12 protein-coding genes are annotated in these 17,440 nt (G+C 71.7%); 10 read left to right on the plus strand and 2 right to left on the minus strand.

Translation table 11 applies throughout. The features are described 5' to 3' along the window. The 10 genes from CJ226_RS06670 to CJ226_RS06715 form a co-directional block, all read left to right on the plus strand. Positions 1-490, plus strand: a 490-nt coding sequence (locus CJ226_RS06670) for a DNA-3-methyladenine glycosylase I (RefSeq protein WP_102208712.1), incomplete at its 5' end; no start/stop codon positions are given. A gap of 142 nt (positions 491-632) precedes the next feature. Next, positions 633-1,754, plus strand: a complete 1,122-nt coding sequence (locus CJ226_RS06675) for a serine/threonine-protein kinase (protein WP_062635360.1) — start codon at positions 633-635, stop codon at positions 1,752-1,754. Continuing rightward, positions 1,754-7,672, plus strand: coding sequence for an Ig-like domain-containing protein (locus tag CJ226_RS06680; RefSeq protein ID WP_102208713.1), 5,919 nt, complete (start codon positions 1,754-1,756; stop codon positions 7,670-7,672). The genes CJ226_RS06675 and CJ226_RS06680 overlap by 1 nt, the downstream gene beginning before the upstream one ends. Before the next feature lie 34 nt (positions 7,673-7,706). Beyond that, the gene (locus tag CJ226_RS06685) at positions 7,707-8,696 is read left to right on the plus strand and encodes a MoxR family ATPase (RefSeq protein WP_062635364.1); all 990 of its coding nucleotides are present in this window, start codon (positions 7,707-7,709) and stop codon (positions 8,694-8,696) included. After that, on the plus strand, positions 8,693-10,063 hold the full coding sequence (locus CJ226_RS06690) for a DUF58 domain-containing protein (protein ID WP_102208714.1): 1,371 nt from the start codon (positions 8,693-8,695) through the stop codon (positions 10,061-10,063). The genes CJ226_RS06685 and CJ226_RS06690 overlap by 4 nt, the downstream gene beginning before the upstream one ends. Continuing rightward, a complete protein-coding gene (locus CJ226_RS06695) occupies positions 10,060-12,600 on the plus strand; it encodes a transglutaminase-like domain-containing protein (protein ID WP_102208715.1) in 2,541 nt (846 codons plus the stop codon). Before CJ226_RS06690 ends, CJ226_RS06695 begins: the two co-directional genes overlap by 4 nt. Continuing rightward, positions 12,597-14,195: a DUF5684 domain-containing protein gene (locus CJ226_RS06700; protein WP_102208716.1), complete on the plus strand. Its 1,599-nt coding sequence runs from the start codon at positions 12,597-12,599 to the stop codon at positions 14,193-14,195. The genes CJ226_RS06695 and CJ226_RS06700 overlap by 4 nt, the downstream gene beginning before the upstream one ends. Continuing rightward, positions 14,192-15,019, plus strand: coding sequence for a PP2C family serine/threonine-protein phosphatase (locus tag CJ226_RS06705; protein ID WP_102208717.1), 828 nt, complete (start codon positions 14,192-14,194; stop codon positions 15,017-15,019). Before CJ226_RS06700 ends, CJ226_RS06705 begins: the two co-directional genes overlap by 4 nt. Further along, positions 15,016-15,690, plus strand: coding sequence for a hypothetical protein (locus CJ226_RS06710; protein WP_102208718.1), 675 nt, complete (start codon positions 15,016-15,018; stop codon positions 15,688-15,690). The genes CJ226_RS06705 and CJ226_RS06710 overlap by 4 nt, the downstream gene beginning before the upstream one ends. A 62-nt stretch (positions 15,691-15,752) precedes the next feature. Continuing rightward, on the plus strand, positions 15,753-16,214 hold the full coding sequence (locus CJ226_RS06715) for a hypothetical protein (protein WP_102208719.1): 462 nt from the start codon (positions 15,753-15,755) through the stop codon (positions 16,212-16,214). Between the two features lie 6 nt (positions 16,215-16,220). On the opposite strand, the gene CJ226_RS06720 is transcribed toward CJ226_RS06715, so the two are convergent. Then, positions 16,221-16,673: a hypothetical protein gene (locus CJ226_RS06720; RefSeq protein ID WP_146008210.1), complete on the minus strand. Its 453-nt coding sequence runs from the start codon at positions 16,671-16,673 to the stop codon at positions 16,221-16,223. Between the two features lie 28 nt (positions 16,674-16,701). After that, complete coding sequence (locus CJ226_RS06725) at positions 16,702-17,415, minus strand: hypothetical protein (RefSeq protein ID WP_062635386.1); 714 nt, start codon at positions 17,413-17,415, stop codon at positions 16,702-16,704. Positions 17,416-17,440 lie beyond the last annotated feature (25 nt).

The raw sequence follows: 17,440 nt of genomic DNA on the forward strand, positions 1-17,440 counted from the left end.
CGACGAGGAGTGGGGGACGCCGCTGCACGGGGACCGCGCGCTGTTCGAGAAGATGGCGCTCGAGGGGTTCCAGGCGGGGCTGTCCTGGATCACGATCCTGCGCAAGCGCCCGCGGTTTCGCGAGGTGTTCGCGGGGTTCGTGCCGGAGGCCGTGGCGGCATTCGACGACGCGGACCTGGAACGCCTCATGGGCGACCCCGGCATCATCCGCAACCGCGCCAAGATCCTCGCGACGATCGGCAACGCCCGGATCGTGGAGTCGATGGCGGACGGGGAGCTCGATGCCCTGATGTGGTCCTTCGCCCCGCCGGCGACCGGAGCACGGCCACGTGAGTTCGCCGACGTCCCCGCGGTCACGCCGGAGTCGACCGCGCTGAGCAAGGAACTGCGACGCCGGGGTTTCCGCTTCGTCGGGCCGACCACGATGTACGCCCTCATGCAGTCCGCGGGCATGGTGGACGACCACATCGAGGGATGCTGGAAGGCCTGACGCCTCGACGAAGAAGAGCGCGGGGCCACACGCCCTCGCCCGATATACTCGGCACATCGGGGGATCCCCCGGCGCACGACGCCGGGTGGCTGCAGGCGCGCGGTCTCCCATCAGACCGTGAGGAGCAGGAGTGGCAACGCGCATGGCAGCGACACCGCCGACGCTGGCGGGGTACAGCTACGTGCGTCCGCTCGGGTCCGGCGGTTTCGCCGACGTGTTCCTCTATGAACAGGACATGCCGCGCCGCGTCGTCGCCGTCAAGGTCCTGCTCGCGGATGCCGTGAACCCCGAGGTGCTGCAGACCTTCAACGTGGAAGCCGACATCTCCGCGCGGCTGAGTGCCCACCCCTCGATCGTCACGATCTACCAGGCGTCCATCTCGGCGGACGGGCGGCCGTACTTCGCGATGGAGTACTGCCCCGACACGATGAGCGCGCGCTACAAGAAGGCCCCGCTCCCGCTCGCGGAGGTGCTCGACATCGGCGTGCGCATGGCCGGCGCTCTGGAGACCGTGCACCGGGCCGGTCTGCTGCACCGCGACATCAAGCCGTCCAACGTGCTCATCAACTCGCTCGGCGCGCCCGTGCTGGCCGACTTCGGCATCGCCGCCGCCGTCATGGAGGAGGGCGAGGGCGAGACCATCGCGATGTCCGTGCCCTGGAGCTCCCCCGAGGTGTTGCAGGAGCGCGTGTCCGGATCCATCCCCAGCGAGGTCTGGAGCCTCGGCGCGACGCTCTACACGCTCCTCGCCGGCCGCAGTCCGTTCGAACGCGCCGACCGCGGCTCGAACTCCCGCGATCAGCTCACCGACCGGATCATCAAGGCGCGCTACACCGCGGTGCCCGTCCCCGGCATCCCGCCGATCATCGACGACATCTTCGCGAGCGCCATGCACCGTGACCCCGCGAAGCGGCCGGCGAGCATGGCGGAGTTCGCGGAGAAGCTGCGCTGGGCGCAGTATGAGCTCGGCATCTCGCCGACGGCCTTCGAGGCGGCGTCGTCGGAGTGGGCCGCGGCCGCTCCGGTGAACTTCGGGGATACCGCCGTCCGCGGACCGGTCATCACGACGGTCGCACCGGACTCGCGTCGGGCCGCCCGCGCCGCTCAGGCCCAGGCCGCTCCGCGCGAACGCGACGACATCCCCGCAGGCCCCCGCGGCCGCAGCCGTTCGCCGCTGATGGTCGGCGTCGTCGGAGCGGCGATCGGGGCCGCCGCCATCGCGGGCATCGGCACCGCCGTTCTGTTCCTCACCGGGATCCTGTGATGGCCGCAGGGAACCGCAGTCGCGCCGAGGTCGCGAGCCCGTCTCGGGGGCGGCTGATCGCGCTGGTCTCCGGGATCCTCGCGCTCGTGGTCGTCGTGGCGCTCGCGGTGACGGCGCAGGGGTATCAGTCCCAGGAGGTGCCGCGACTCGAGCCCTCGGTCTGGGTCATGCGCGACAGCGGGCAGTATGCCCGCGTGAACACCGAGCTCGCCGAGATCGACACGGTCCGCGACGTCGACGACCCCGAGGCGGTCTGGCAGAGCGGTTCCAGCACCGTGCTGTTCGCGCAGGGGAACCGGCAGCGATGGGACGTCGACCCGGCCAGCCCGGCCGATCTGCTCTCGGACAGCTCGGACGAGGGGACGCCGCTCGCCTCGCAGCCCACGCCCGCCGGCACGCGCGACGTGCTCTCCGCGGGAGCCTATGTGGCGTATCGCACCGACACCGGCCAAGTGTCCGTGTCGACCCTGGCCACGGGGGCGGGGACGGCCCCGGTCGATCCCTTCGCCGAGGTCGAGGTCGAGGAGGGCGAGGAGCCGCCGGCCTACACCGCGGATGCGATCGGGCTCTCGCCGGACGGGCTGCTCGTGCTCTACTCGGCGGACGAGGGGGCCGTGCGCCGGTTCGACATCGACGAGCACCGGTTCCTCGGGGACGAGTCCCCCGTGGCCGATGCGCCGGAAGCGGGAGAGGGGCTGGCGATCGCCGTCGTCGGCGAGCGCTGGGCGATGCTGCAGCCGAGCTCGGGCGCGCTGTGGCTCTCCGGACGCGATGAGGCGGTCACCCTCGACGTCGCCGAGGACGCACGCCTGCAGCGCGGTGCCGCCGAGGGCGACGCGGTGCTGGTCGCCGACTCGGACGGCCTCGTCTCCGTGGACCTCGCGTCGGGAGAGGCCGAGCGGGTGGCCGAGGCCTCCGGCGTCCCCGCCGCACCGGTCACGGTGCGCGGGGAGACCTACGCGGCGTGGCTCGACAGCGGCAGCGGAACCCTCTGGAGCGCGGGGGAGACCACCCCGCTGCAGGTTCCGGACGAGACGCTCGACGCGGCCGCCATCGATCCGGTCTTCCAGGGCAACGGCGACCGTGCGGTGCTGGTCGAGAAGGGCACCGGTCTCATCTGGACCGCGCCGGAGGGCGTGCTGATCCCTCTCGAGCAATGGAAGATCGAAGACGACACGGAGCAGCAGGAGGGCACGATCGTCGTCGAGGACGTGGCGGAGCAGCTGCCGCCGGTCGCCGTCGACGACGCGTTCGGCGTGCGGGCCGGGGAGCAGGTCATCCTCCCCGTGCTCTTCAACGATCACGATCCGAACAAGAAGGACGTCCTCACGATCGACCCGGACTCGGTCGCCTCCGGCCTGAGCGACCCCGACTTCGGGGATCTGTCGCTCGTGGCGAACGGTCAATCCCTGGTCGTGAACGTGAAGGCGGGCTCCGGGCAGACGAGCTTCACCTATGCCGTGACCGACGGCGCCGCCGTGTCGCCCCCGGCGACCGTGACCCTCACGGTGGTCGATCCCGGGGTCAACTCCGCCCCGGTGTGGTGCGGGGTCGACGCCTGCACTCAGGAATGGCCGACACCGCAGATCCTCGCCGGCGGGAGCACGATCGTCTCGGCGCTCTCCGGATGGGTCGACCCCGAGGGCGATGCGTTCGTCCTGAGCGACGCGTACGAGACGGACTCCTCGTCCCCGGTGATGGTGGCCCCGATGGCCGACGGTCGGGTCGCGATCCGGCACACCGACCCCAATGCCGCGGACGCCGTGATCTCGGTCACGGTCGTCGTGCAGGACGTGCACGGGGCGACGGCGGAGAAGACCATCGAGGTCCAGGTCAGCGGGAGTCCGGCGCTGCAGGCGTCGGCCGTCGCGGTGACCGCGCGCGTGGGCGAGCGGCAATCCCTACGCATCTCCGACCACCTGTCCGGAGGGTCGGGGTCGTATCGCCTCGTCGATGCCGTGCAGACCGCCGCGACGGCCCAGGGCTTCGAGGTCACCCCGAACGTGGCCTCGGGCACCGTCGATCTGACCGCCGCCGAGCCGGGCCAGTACGTGGTCACCTACACCGCGCAGGACGTCACAACCCAGGCCGAGCAGTCCGCGGTCATCCGGATCACCGCTGTCGACGGCTCCGCGGCGCTCGCGATGGCACCGCTGACGGCGTTCGTCCGCGAGGGCGAGGACACGACCGTCGATGTCCTCGGCGCGGTGCAGAACACCAGCGGACGGGTGCTGCTGCTGTCCGACGCCGTGAGCTCGACGCCGCAGCTCAACGTGCGCGTGGTCGGCAGCGAGAGCCTGCGGGTCAACGGCACGACCGAGGACGGCGAGCCCGGCCTGATCGGCAAGGCCACCGTCACGGTGGCGGACGGCGCGGGCGGGGCCGTGCAGGGGACGGTCAGCGTGTTCCTCACTCCGCCGTCGACGGTCACCCGGCCGATCGTCTTCCCGGACGCGGTGACGGTGCGAGCCGGTTCGCTCACGCGCATCGACGTGGCGGCCAACGATGTCGCACCCCGCGGGGAGCCGCTCCTCGTGCTCCCCGAGGTGACCGGATCGGGCGAGCCGGACGAGCTCGTGTTCGCCGACCGCAACGCGCTCCGCTATCTGGCGCCGAAGACTCCCGGCACGTACCGGCTGACCTACTCCGTCTCCCTCGAACGGAATCCCACGCTGTCGGACGACGGCGTCCTGACGGTCACGGTCGTGCCCCCGGGCACGAACCGTGCCCCCACGCCGACGCCGCTCACCGGTCGCGTCCTCAGCGGCCAGACGGTCTCGATCCCGGTGCCGACGACCGGGATGGACGGCGACGGGGACCGCGTGGTGCTGTCCGGCATCGAGCAGCCGAAGAAGGGCGGAGGCACCGCCACCATCTCGGCGAACGGCGAGGCCATCGTGTACCGCGCGCCGGCCGGAGGCGTCGACGGCGGCCAGGTCTCGTTCCGCTACAGCGTTCGTGATCCGCAGGGCGAGGAGGGGAGCGCGGCGGTGCGCATCGGCGTCCTCGATGCGGACGTCGACGACGCCGCCCCGGTGACCTTCAGTGATTACGTCCGCGTGGAGGCGGGATCGCGCACGCCGGTCGTGCTGGATCCGCGCTCGAACGATCTCGACCCGGCGCAGAGCGAGCTCGAGATCACCGAGCTCGTGCCGAACGCGCCGCCCGTCAAGGGGAACCCGCTGTACGACCGGCTCAACGCGCTGATCGACTCCGACACCTCGCTGAAGGACGGCCGGGTCGTGCTGCGTGCCGGCGAGACCGCCGGCACCAATTCGTACTTCTACACGGTGAAGTCGTCGCGCACGGGGAGCACGGCGCAGGGCCTCATCGTGGTGACCGTCACCGACGGCACCGTCGCGGACCAGCCGGTCATCGCGGACACCGTGCTCACCGCGCGCGACCGCGACGACTTCGCCGAACGCGGCATCGATGTCGTGACCGACCGGGTCCGCTGGCCCTCCGGCGACGTCGGCTCGCTGCGGCTGCGCCTGTGGGGCGAGCAGCCGGGCTACTCGGTGCAGGGGAACCGCATCGTGGGCACCGCGCCGAAGGAGGGCGCTCTGGTGCCCTTCCAGCTCACCGGGACCGCAGCGAACGGACGCGACGTCGTCGCCTACGGATTCCTGCGCATACCGGCGTTCGACGACATGCAGGTGCAGCTCGTCCCCGGCGCGACGCCGGTCGTCGTGGACGAGGATGCGGCCGTCTCCTTCCCCGTGCAGGACTACGCCGATCTCCCGTCGTCCGATGCGATCGAGATCGGCACCGGGTCCTTCACCGCCCAGCGGGCTGCCGCGTCGTGCGCGGCCGACGGTCCGCGCGAGGCGGAGTACCGGGCCGGCCGCGAGGCGCCCTGGTCGGACACCTGCCTGATCCCGGTGCGCCTGGAGGGGCAGAAGCGCTGGTCGTACCTCGACGTGCCCATCAGCGTCCGCCCCGCCGAGCCGCAGCTGCTGCTCTCCTCGATCTCGCACACGATCGCCCCCGGAGCGACGGAGAGCGTCGATCTCTACGCCAACATGGCCGCGTGGGAAGGCGGCAGGGAGGGCAATGCGTCCTCCCTCGAGTACCGCATCGTCTACTCCGGATCGGCGTTCCTCGTCACCCAGAGCGGGGGGAAGCTGACGATCGAGGCGCGTGCGGATGCGCGACCCGGCAACACCGAGAACGTCAGCGTCACCGTGCCGCAGTACGGGCAGCCGTCGGCGTCCGTCCGCCTCGTCGTCGGCGCGGCCCCGCCGGACGCCCCGCGCGGAGCGACCTTCACCAAGCAGTGCGTCGTCACGAGCGCCAACTGCTCGATCGACGTGGTCGACGTCGCCGGGGAGTACGACCCCTTCGAGGGGAAGCCGGGATCCGGACTGCGCCTGATGTCGCTCGGTGCCGGCGCGCGCTGCGACGTGGCCTCGGTCTCGACGTCGGGCGCCAAGACCATCACGGCGACCTGGCCCGGCGGCGGGCAGGCTCCCGGCGGACAGTGCGTGATCCCGTTCGTCGTGTCGGACGCGCAGGGGCGCACCGGGACCGGCACGCTGACCCTCGACCTCCAGGGGTTCCCGCAGGCCCCCGCGAGCGTCACGACGGTCGGCTTCACCCGCACGACCGTCGCTCTGGAGGTGCCGCTCGGCGAGGCGGGACGCGCGCACCCCGCGGTCTCCGGTGTGACGATCCTCCAGGACGGCGCTCCGGCGAACGCGTCCTGCAGCCCCGCCGGCGCTGTCTACCGGTGCACGGTCAACGGGCTGACGAACGGCGCCCCGCACACGTTCACCGCCGCGGCCGTCAACGCCGTCGGTACCTCGGCCGCGACGTCGCCGCACACCAGCTGGGCATACGCCGCCCCGGTCGTGGCGAACGCGACGGCCACGCCGGAGTACCGACCGGACGTCTCCGACCGCGGGCGCGGTGCCGTCCGTCTCTCGATCGACGCCGCGGACGACGCCGTGGCGTTCCGGATCGAGGAGACGGGCGAGGTCATCAACCGCACGGGGGCGACCACCGCCGCCGACATCGCGCTGTCGCCGGGACCGCAGACCCTGACGATCGTTCCGATCAGCCAGTTCCAGCCGCCGACCGGCGGCGGTAACGAAGGTGGCGGGTTCCGCACCTCGGTGACGGTCGCCGGCTCGGTGTACTTCGATCCTGGTCAGACTCAGGCGCACGCGGTGTCCAACACCGCGGTGAACGTGTCGGGCATCGCCGCCCAGGCCAACGGCAGCGCGCGGGGCGTTCGTGTGACATATCTGGCGTGGCGGTCGGGCAACGCCAGCTGCACGGCGAACGGGGACGGCACCCTTTCGGTGTCCGGCGGCGAGGTGCAGTCGGATTCGCCCTCGCTTCAGGGACTGGCCCCGTACCAGCTGTACTACGTCAAGGCGTGCGCATCCAACGGCTATGGCGTGGCCGAGTCGGCGACGACGACCGTCTTCACGTTCACGTTCGTCGACGGCCCGGGCGGCGACACGACCTACACGGTCGCGAAGGATGCCCGCCGCGACGGGAACCGCTACGACTACGGCCTGGCCTCGCCCCCGCGCATCGACGTGGAGAACGGCTTCGTGCCGAAGTACTACATGTACGGATCGTGGCGCGATGATTTCGCGCTGTCTCCGGACTCGTCGCCCGGGCAGGTCCGTGCGCGCGCCTGCCACGCCACCCAGAGCGGTTCCTGCTCCGGCGAGGTGAACATCACCGCGACGACCGCGCCGACCGTCGTCACCGCCGTGTTCCAGTCCTGCATGCCCGCCGTCGAGGAGGACGTCGTGAGAGTGTCCAGCGCCGCCCGCGGCTCGTACACTCTCGTGGCCACGCCCCTGGTCGATACCCCCGGCACCTTCGACGTGAAGATCACGTGGACCGGGGCCTTCGCCACCCTGACCCCCATCACGCATCGCGTCACGGGCCTGTGCCCCTGACCGCCGAGCACACCGACACGAATACTCTTTCCCTATGCCAGCCACCGCAGCAGCCCCCGTCACCCTCGCTCCCGAGCAGGCCTCCTGGTTCGCCGAGACGTTCTCGATCCTCACCGGCAACATCGAGCAGGCGATCCTCGGCAAGCGCCACGTGGTCGAACTCGTGCTCGCCACCGCCGTCAGCGGCGGCCACGTCCTCCTGGAGGACTATCCGGGAACCGGCAAGACGGCGCTCGCCCGCGCCGTCGCCCAGACGGTCAACGGGACCAGCAGCCGCATCCAGTTCACCCCGGACCTCCTTCCGGGCGACGTGACCGGCATCACGGTCTACGACCAGAAGGAGGGCACGTTCGAGTTCCACGCGGGGCCCGTCTTCGCGAACATCGTGCTCGCCGACGAGATCAACCGGGCGAGCCCGAAGACCCAGTCCGCGCTGCTCGAGGTCATGGAGGAGGGGACGGTCACGGTCGACGGCGTCACCCGGTCCGTCGGCTCCCCGTTCCTCGTGATGGCGACGCAGAACCCCATCGAGCAGGGCGGCACCTACCGGCTCCCGGAGGCGCAGCTCGACCGCTTCATGATCAAGACCTCGATCGGCTACCCCGACGAGGCGGCGACGATGCGCATCCTGCAGGGTGCCGGCCGGCCGAAGACGGTGCTCGACGGCATCGTCGACACCGACACGATCCTGACGATGGCCGAGATGTCGCGGGGGGTCTATGTGAACCCGCTGGTGTCGGACTACATCATGCGCATCGTCGATGCCACGCGGCGCGCGTCCGAGGTCCGTCTCGGGGCCAGTGTGCGCGGGGCCCTGGCCCTGTCGCGCCTGGTGATGACGTGGGCGGCGAAGAACGGACGCACGTTCGTGACGCCCGACGACGTGCGCGAACTCGCCGTCGTCGCCCTCGCGCACCGTCTCGTGCTCGAACCGGAGGCCGAGTTCGACGGGGTGACGGCCGTGGCCGTGATCGGACAGATCCTCCTCGACGTCGAGCCTCCGCGCGAGAACGGCACTGCGTGACCTTCAGCACCGAATCCCGCCTGACGCGGACGACCGCCGGCACGAGCACGTCGACGCGGACCTCCACCGTCACGCGTTACGACCGCACGCGCCGCGGTCCCGTGCGCGGCGCGGTCTTCGGCGCGCGTCGGGTCGCCCGCTCCGTGGGGCGTGCGACGAGAGCCACGGTCGGCTGGGTCCGGGAGACGGTCACCACGGCGGGCATGCTCGTCGCCGTCGCGGTGGTGCTCGGCGTGCTCGCCGGGCTGCTGTTCGGCTGGGTGGAGGCCTGGGCGGTCGCCACGATCGCGCTCGTGCTGCTGGTGGCCTGTGTGCCGTTCATCCTCGGTGCCCACGACTACCGGATCGATCTCGTGCTCGACCGCGACCGCGTCGTCGCGGGTGCCGAGATCGGTGCGACGCTCGACGTCCGCAACAACGGCGAGCGCCTCTCGCTCCCCGGCGTCGTGGACGTGCCGGTGGGGGAGGGCCTCGTCGAGGCGCACGTGCCGCTGCTCCGGCCCGGCGCACACCACCGCGAGGAGCTGACGATCGCCGCGCACCGCCGCGGCGTCATCGACGTCGGCCCCATGACTATCACCCGCGGCGACCCGATCGGCATCCTCCGCCGAGAACTGCGCTGGCCGGACGTGCAGCGCATCCACGTGCATCCGGTGACCGTGCGGCTCCCCAGCACCAGCGCGGGCCTGATCCGCGACCTCGAGGGCACGCCGAGCACCACCCTCGTGGACGCCGACCTCTCCTTCCATGCCGTGCGGGAGTACGTCGTCGGCGATTCGCCGCGCCACATCCACTGGAAGTCGACGGCGAAGACGGGCACCCTCATGGTGCGGCAGTACGAGGAGTCCCGGCACGCGCGCATCGCCGTCATCCTCGACCTCGACCCCGAGTCCTACGCGAGCGACGACGAGTTCGAGAACACCGTCAGCGCGGCCGCGTCCCTGGCGCTGCAAGGCGTGCGGGACGGCAGGGACGTGCTCTTCGCGGTGAGCAACGAGATCCCGGAACACGGCCGTGCGGAGGTGCTGTCGATCCGCACTCTGCCCACGGTCACCCCCAAGGCGCTCCTCGACGCGACCTCCACGATCGATCAGGCGGCACGGGTGATGCGGCTCGAGGCTGTCGCGGCTCTCACCGCGCAGTCGTACCCGGACCTCTCGATCGGCTTCCTGCTGACCGGTTCGCTCCTGCCGCTCGAGCGTCTGCGCCACGCGGCGGTGAAGCTCCCGGCGGCCGTGGAGGCGGTAGCGGTGCGCAGCGAGCTCGGTGCGCAGCCGACGATGCGGACGGCCAGGGAGCTCGCGGTGATGACCCTCGGCGCGCTCGGCGACCTCCCGCAGATGCTCGCCCGAGGAGCCCTGCGATGAACGCGGCCGGCCCGAAGCGCGGGCGGGCCCGTCGTGGCCTCCTGCCCTCGGCTCTGACCCTCTGGTCGCTGGGGTACGTGCTGGTCGGCGTGCTCCTCGCCACGGCGGCCGCCTGGCCGGTCTACGAAGCGCCCCGGGCGCTCGCGGTCGGGATCGTCGGCGGCCTCCTCGGCATGGCGGTCGCGGTGGTCGCGCGCATCCTGCGCTGGGGAGCCCTGATCGCCGCGCTCGCCGCGGCCGGGGTGTATCTGGTGGTCGCGGTGCCGCTGGCCGTCCCCTCCGCGCTCACCTCCGTTCCCGCGTTCCTCGGCGGCGTGCGGGACGCGGTGCTCGGGGTCGTGCTCGGCTGGAAGCAGATGCTCACGCTGAACCCGCCGCTGGGCGAGTACCAGGCGGTCCTCATCCCCTTCCTCGTCGTGATGCTGTTCGGCTCGTTCGTCGCCACCCTCTTCGTCTGGGGCGGCAAGCGGGCGGTGGCCGCCGTCCCCGTGGTCGTGGCCATGAGCGTCTTCGGCATCGCGTTCGGTGTGAGCGGCACGTCCTCTCCGGTGTCGGTGGCCGGGGTCGAGCTCCCCGCCCCCCGGGAATGGCTGATCGGCGTCGCCGTCTTCGTGGTCTCCCTCGTCTGGCTCGTCGGACGCACGCGGCTGCAGCGTGCCGCCGCCCTGCGCAGCGTGGCGGCGGCGAACATCTCCCGCCGCGCGACCCCCGCCTGGCTCACCGTGCGCCGGCACCTCCTCTCCGCGGGCCTGGCCGTGATCGCCCTGGCTGCGGGCTTCGCGATCGCTCCCGCGGCGGCCAGCTGGTCGGACCGCTCCGTGCTCCGCGACGAGATCGAGCCCATGGTGGTGGTGCAGGAGCAGCCGAGTCCCCTCAGCTCGTATCGATCCTGGTTCGCCGGCGGCATGCTGGACACACCGGTCGTGCAGGTGGAGGGCGATCCCGGTGCCGTGGATCGCCTCCGTCTGGTCACCCTCGACGCCTACGACGGCGAGGACTTCCACATCGATGCCGACGACCGCTTCAGCCGCCTGCCCCGCTCTGCCCTCCCCGGCTCCGGTCGCGTGACGATGGAGATCACGATCGGCGAGGGCTACCGGGGGATCTGGGTCCCGTCGCCGGCCGGTCTCGCCGAGGCACCCGCCTTCTCCGGGGAGCGCGCGGACGCGCTCGCCGACGGTTTCCACGTGAACGCCGACGGCGACACCGCGATCACCGTCGCCGACGCCCCGGGCGGCGGGGAGGGGCTCGTACCCGGGGATCGCTACGCCGTGCTCATCGATGCGCCGGAGAACCCGGGTGACCTCACGGCTCTCCAGGGTGGCCGCTCGACCCTCGACACCGATCGGTACCCGGCACTCGTCGAGTGGGCCGAGATGCAGGAGCAGCCGCGGACCGGCGCCGGCTACCTCGAGGTGATCGATCGCCTGCGGTCCCGCGGCTATCTCAGCCACGCGCTGCTGGAAGACGAAGCGGCCGCCGGCTGGATCGCCGCTCTGCAGCAGTCCGAGGGGTATGCCTTCGCACCCAGCTATGCCGGACACTCCGCTGCCCGCATCGAGGAGCTCTTCACCGCGCTGACCGAGCAGGAGCGGCGGGCTGGTGCCGACGCGAAGCCGGAGATGCTCGTGTCGGCGGTGGGCGACGACGAGCAGTTCTCCGTGGCTGCGGCGCTCCTCGCGCAGCATTGGGGCCTGGAGTCCCGGGTGGTGATGGGCGCGCGCCTCGCCGGCGCGGACGAGGTCCCGGGGATCCCCGCCTGCGGCGACGTGTGCACCGGCGCGAACATGAGCGCGTGGGTCGAGGTGCGGAGCTCGGGCGGAGAGTGGATCCCCGTCGACACCACGCCGCAGTACGCGATGCTGCCGAGCACCCTCACCGAGGGCGAGCAGCTGCCGGAGCATCCCACCGTCCCCGAGCAGCCGCGGTCCGAAGCGCTGGACCCGCCGCAGGCACAGAGCGACGCGAACAACGACGCGCCTCCGCTCGAGGAGCCGGCGTCGGAGGTCCTCGCCGTCCTGTTGCCGATCCTGAAGGGGGTCGGTCTCGGCCTCCTCGCCCTGCTGCTGCTCGCCCTGCCCTTCCTCGTGCTCCTGACCGCGAAGAGCAGGCGAGCGTACGCGCGGCGCACCGCAGCAGATCCGGAGGTCCGTCTGGCGGGCGCCTGGGAGGAGCTCGCCGACGTCTACGCCGACCACGACGTGCCCATGGTCCGGAGCGGCACCCGAACCCAGCGCGCACAATCGAGTGGCCGTGCGGCCGCGCAGCGGCTGGCCGCTCTCGTGGACCGCGCCGTGTTCGCCGAGCATCCGCCGACGCCCGAGGACGCGGCGGCGGCGTGGACGATCGTGGAGGCAGAGCGGGCAGAACTCGCGACGACGGGGACACGGTGGCAGCGCCTGCGCGCCCGCATCCGGCCGACCTCGTTCGTCGCCAGGACGCGGTCGCTGCGCCTGCGCGGCTTCGGTGCACGACCCATGCTCGGTACGCTCGGATGGACCGGTTCACTGGATGACCGGAAGAAGGGGAACTCATGACCGCGCCCGCGGACTCCGGCCTGGCAGTGATGCTCGCCATCATCGGCGGACTCGGCCTGCTCGTCGGCCTCGCCGTCTACGTCTGGTATGCGTTCGCGCTCTCGCGCCTGTTCCCCCGCATCGACGGGGAAGGCTGGAAGGGCTGGGTCCCCGTCCTCAACGAGGCCGAGATCCTCGCGCGCGGGGGAGTGCCCGCCTGGTCGGTGGTGTTCTACTTCATCCCGATCGTGCAGCTCTATGGGCTGTACCTCAAAGTCGTCGCGACCCACCGCATCAACCGCCGCTTCGGGCGGAGCGCGGGAATGACCGTGCTCGCCATCCTCCTGCCGCCGGTGTGGGCGACCGTCCTCGCGTGGGGCCCGGCCCCCTATCCCGAGGGGGACCGACTCGCGGCGCTTCAGCCGGGACCTCGGCGCAGCGCACCGCCGCCCGCGGCCCCCGCGCGGGACGCCTCGGGATACACGATCCCCTCTCTCGCTCCTGCCGGGACCGGATCGTCGGAGACGCCGTCCCTCATCTTCCCGGACTATGCTGCGCCGCCCGCGGGTGCAGCGACTCCGACCCCGCCGCCGGCAGCCGCGCCGACCGCGGGTGTGCCGCAGGGTGAGCCCGCGGCACCGAGGTCGTTCGCTCCGCCGTCGTTCGCTCCGCCCGCTCCGTCGCCCTCGACGCCGTCTCCGTCGTTCGCGCCGCAGGCGCCGCCCGCGCCGTCTCCTGTGGCTGCTTCCGTTCCGCCGGCTGCCTCGATTCCGCCTGCTGCCCCCGTCCCGACGGCTGCTCCAGTTCCGCCAGCGGCGCCTGTGCTTCCGCCCGCGGCCGCTCCGACACCACCGCCCCCGACCGCACAGCCGACGCCGTCCGCTCCCGCGCAGCCGACCACCGGCATCATGGCCGCGATGGGCGACGTGCCGCCGGCCGCGTCGCAACCCGGTCCGGCCCCCGCTCCCACCACGGACCCTTTGCCGCACGAGGAGCCCGCTGCAGCCGCGCCCGCGCCGGAGGCGAACCGCGTCGTCCGGCCCGTGCCGCCTTCGTTCCGCGACGGCGCTGCGCCCGATGCTCCGCAGATGCCTACGATCCGCCCTGTTCCGTCGGTGACGGCTGCGGCACCCGCGGGGGAGCAGAGCACCCCGGCGCCCGCCGCCGCGTCACCGGCCGCCGCAGCCGCCCCGGGCGGGCTCGTGCCCGATGTCGACAAGACCGTGGTGACGCCGCGTCCGACCGACGACGACCTCGACGCCACCGTGGTGGTCGCCCGCAAGCGCGGAGTGCGGCGCGTCCTCGTGCTGGACGACGGTCGTCGGTTCTCGCTGTCCGGTGCGAGTGTCGTGATCGGCCGCAACCCCACGGGGGAACCGGGCGAGCAGCGGCTGGCCATCCCGGACACCACGCGTACGCTGTCGAAGACCCACGCCCGTCTAGTGGTGCAGGAGGACGAGTGGCGTCTGACCGACCTGCACGCCACCAACGGCGTCGTGGTCGTCGCCGACGACGGCTCGGAGACGCTTCTGGACGCCGGGGAGAGTGTGGTCGGCACCGGCCGGTTCATCCTGGGCGACGTGGGCATGCACGTTGTCGCGGAGCGCGATTCGTGACCGTGGAGTCCGTCGTCCTCCGGGCCGCCGCGCTGACCGACACCGGGCTCACGCGGACGGCCAACGAGGACGCGGTGCTCGACGCGCGTCCCGTCTTCCTGGTCGCCGACGGTATGGGCGGGCACGACGCCGGTGATCGTGCCAGCGCGGCCGTCGTCGCCGCCTTCGAGCCGTTGCGAGGGCGGGCGGTCGACGTCGGTGACATCAGCGACGCGCTCAGCCGTGCAGCGACCGCGGTCGAGGACATCGCCGCCGCGCACACCCGCGGCGCGGGCAGCACCGTGACGGGCGTGGCCCTCGTGGAGCACGAGGGGGCGCCGCACTGGCTCGTCTTCAACGTGGGGGACTCCCGGGTCTACCGGCACCACGGCACCGAGTTGGCGCAGCTCACCATCGACCACTCCCTCGGACAGGAGCTCGTCGACGCCGGGGAGCTCCGCCCCGAAGACCTGGCCTCGTTCTCGCGCCGCAACGTCATCACCCGTGCGGTCGGGGCTCCGGACAGCACCGCGGACAGCTGGCTGATCCCCGTCGTCGACGGCGAGCGGCTCCTGTTGTGCTCCGACGGGCTCACCGGCGAGGTGAGCGACGAAGCCATCCGCGCGACGCTGACCATGAACGGCCGCCCGGAGACCGCGGCGGCGGCCCTCGTCCGCCGCGCGCTGCAGGGCGGAGGACGAGACAACATCTCGGTCCTGGTGATCGATGTCGTCTCCGGCGGCGCACGCACGCGTCCCGACGAGGCGACGGGCGGACGGGCCGCGGTGTCCGCGCTCACCGACTCGATGCTCGAGGGCACAACGGTCCCGGTGCGAGCGCGATGAGCGGCGACGAGGCCGAGGAGACCGTCATCCTGACGCGGCGGGATCGCCGGCGTGCCGGAGCGGCCGCGGACCCGGTGCCCCCGGCGGCCGATGACACATCGTCCGCCGTCGACGAGGCCACCATCGTGGTGGCTCGCGCGACGACGGCTCCGGCTCCCGACCGGACCGACGATGCCGCGGAGGATGCGCCCGAAGGCGCCGTCGCCGATGAGCCGCTCGATGCCGGGTCCGAGGACGCCGTGGGCGAGGCCATCGATGACGCGACCGTGGTCGTCGATCGCTCCGGGCCTCCGGCGGCCGACGCCCCCGAGGACGCCACCGTGGCGGTCGCGCGTGCTGCTCGACGCCTGCGGCGGAAGAAGGGTGCCTCCGCAGAGGGAGACGGCACCGCACCCCCGGCTGCCGCGCCGCGGTTCCGCGTCGATTCCTTCGCCGCCCCGGACGGCGCACCGGCTCCTGCGATCTACAAGCCCCGGCCGGCACCGCGCACTCCCGTCGCTCCGCCCGTCGTCGTCGGGGCGGCCGCTCCCACGCGCGTGGTGGAGCCCGGGCTGCCGTCCGTCGCCAAGCAGGCGCAGCGGTGGAGCCTCATCACCCTTGCTGCGACCGTCGGCGCGAGCGTCGTGTCGGTCGTCGGTCTCGTCGCGCTCGGCTTCGTCGTCTTCGGCTGAGGAGGCCGACGCCCTGCGGTCCTCGCTAGGGTGGGGGAAGTCCAAAGAGGGGGGACAGACGAATGGATCGAGATGCGAAGCAGTCGACGGCGACGAGCAGCACGTCGCGCAGGCCGCGTGTCGCCGGCGTGTTCGCCGTTGTGCTCGGTGCTCTGACGGCGATCGTCGCGATTCCTGCGCTCGTCGCGGTGTCGACCGACCCGGAATTCCTCTTCGGGGGTCTCGTGGCTCTGGTCGTCGCAGCGGTGTCGTTCCTCTTCGCCGGCTTCGCCTTCCGGTTCGTCCGGGAGCCGTCGACGAGGCTCACCGCGATGACCCCGCTGCTCTGGCTCGTCGCGGCGGCGCTCTTCGTCGGTGTGCTGGGCAGCATGGGGGCGTTCGTATACGGTCAGGTCGTTCAAAACCCGCAGAGCGCGGCCGTCGGGTTGCTCCTGCTGCCGTTGGCGGGAGGCGTCATGGTCACCGGTGCGGTGCTTGTGGGGGCGGTCGCCCGGGCGCGACAGGCGGCAGCCGCCGGGCGATGATCCGACTCAGCGCCGGCGTTCTCCGAGCGGGCGTTGCGAAACGAGGTCTCCCTCGAGGGGACGTGCTTTCCAATTGAGCAGGAGCAGTGTCTCGAGTGCGGCCGAGAGCAGGACGGCGTAGAGGACGAGTCCGAGCCATCCCTCGGCACCCGCGGCGGTCAGCGCCGAGAACACCATGGCGAAGACGACGAGCAGACCGGCGAGAGCGATGAGCCGATCTGTGGCTGCGCTGCGCTCCGTCTGCCCGCCGCGTCGAGCGAGGCCGAACGATCGTACGGCGGCCACGGCGAAGCCGATCGCAAGGACGATGTTGCTCGGCAGGGACAGCATCCCGGGAGCCACGGTCTGCTTCCACATCTCCAGGGTCGCCAGCATCCCGACCATGCTCACGGCGCCGAGAAGGATCGCGACGATGCCGCGGATACGCGCGGCTTTCCGCACTCTGTGAGCCGCGCTCATCGCAGCGCTCTCAGAACGATCCCCTGCATCAACTTGTCGTGAACTTCGGCCACCCGGTGGCCCTGTCGGCGACACCAGCGAGCTGGCTCTTCGCGGAGTCGATGGCGTTGTCGAGCTGCACATTCGCGCTCGCGATCTGAATGAGTGCAGCGGCGAGCGCGCCCACCATGGCGACGATTCCCGCGGGCGCCGCGATGAGGGTGGCCAGCGCGGCGATGCCGGAGATGATTCCCGCCACCAAAGTGCCGAGGGTGGTCCACATGAGCGTCGTAAATGTGTCCAGGCCGCCCGCGAGCTTCTCCAGGCCGCCGGCAACAGGGTTGGCTATGCCCGACTCGAAATCGGAAAGCGTCGTGCGCTGGGCGGCCGTCGTCTGCTCGTACCGATCAGCACCCTTTCCGCTCCACTCCTCATCAGTTCGGAGGACAGAGGGGTCGATCTGGTCTTTCGCATTCGAAAGCGGCGTGGCGAGATCGGACCGCCATGTGCCAGCGAGCGCTCGGATCTGCTCGCGATAGCCGGGGCGACGATACGGGTCCGAGATGACCTCCCAGAACTCCCCCAGCCGTTCCATGAGCCAGTTCCAGGCGTCGCGAAGCCGGTCCGCGGCCCATTGAAGCCAGTCCCACACATCCGACAGGAGGTCGTTGACCTTGGTGCGTGCCTCCTCGATGCGGCGTTCGATGTCATCGACCAGCTGAGCCCAGTCGGGCGCGCCCGAGCCGCTTACAGGGATGGACATAGATACCTCCGGTCCGTGAAGGGAT

This window comes from Microbacterium sp. UMB0228 (genome assembly GCF_002871415.1).
Taxonomy (GTDB): domain Bacteria; phylum Actinomycetota; class Actinomycetes; order Actinomycetales; family Microbacteriaceae; genus Microbacterium.

Coding starts and splice junctions, on each gene's coding strand:
- CJ226_RS06680 (WP_102208713.1), top strand. CDS start 1,754: ATGGCCGCAGGGAACCGCAGTCGCGCCGAGGTCGCGAGCCCGTCTCGG.
- CJ226_RS06720 (WP_146008210.1), bottom strand. CDS start 16,673: ATGAGCGCGGCTCACAGAGTGCGGAAAGCCGCGCGTATCCGCGGCATC.
- CJ226_RS06685 (WP_062635364.1), top strand. CDS start 7,707: ATGCCAGCCACCGCAGCAGCCCCCGTCACCCTCGCTCCCGAGCAGGCC.
- CJ226_RS06675 (WP_062635360.1), top strand. CDS start 633: ATGGCAGCGACACCGCCGACGCTGGCGGGGTACAGCTACGTGCGTCCG.
- CJ226_RS06715 (WP_102208719.1), top strand. CDS start 15,753: ATGGATCGAGATGCGAAGCAGTCGACGGCGACGAGCAGCACGTCGCGC.
- CJ226_RS06695 (WP_102208715.1), top strand. CDS start 10,060: ATGAACGCGGCCGGCCCGAAGCGCGGGCGGGCCCGTCGTGGCCTCCTG.
- CJ226_RS06710 (WP_102208718.1), top strand. CDS start 15,016: ATGAGCGGCGACGAGGCCGAGGAGACCGTCATCCTGACGCGGCGGGAT.
- CJ226_RS06700 (WP_102208716.1), top strand. CDS start 12,597: ATGACCGCGCCCGCGGACTCCGGCCTGGCAGTGATGCTCGCCATCATC.
- CJ226_RS06725 (WP_062635386.1), bottom strand. CDS start 17,415: ATGTCCATCCCTGTAAGCGGCTCGGGCGCGCCCGACTGGGCTCAGCTG.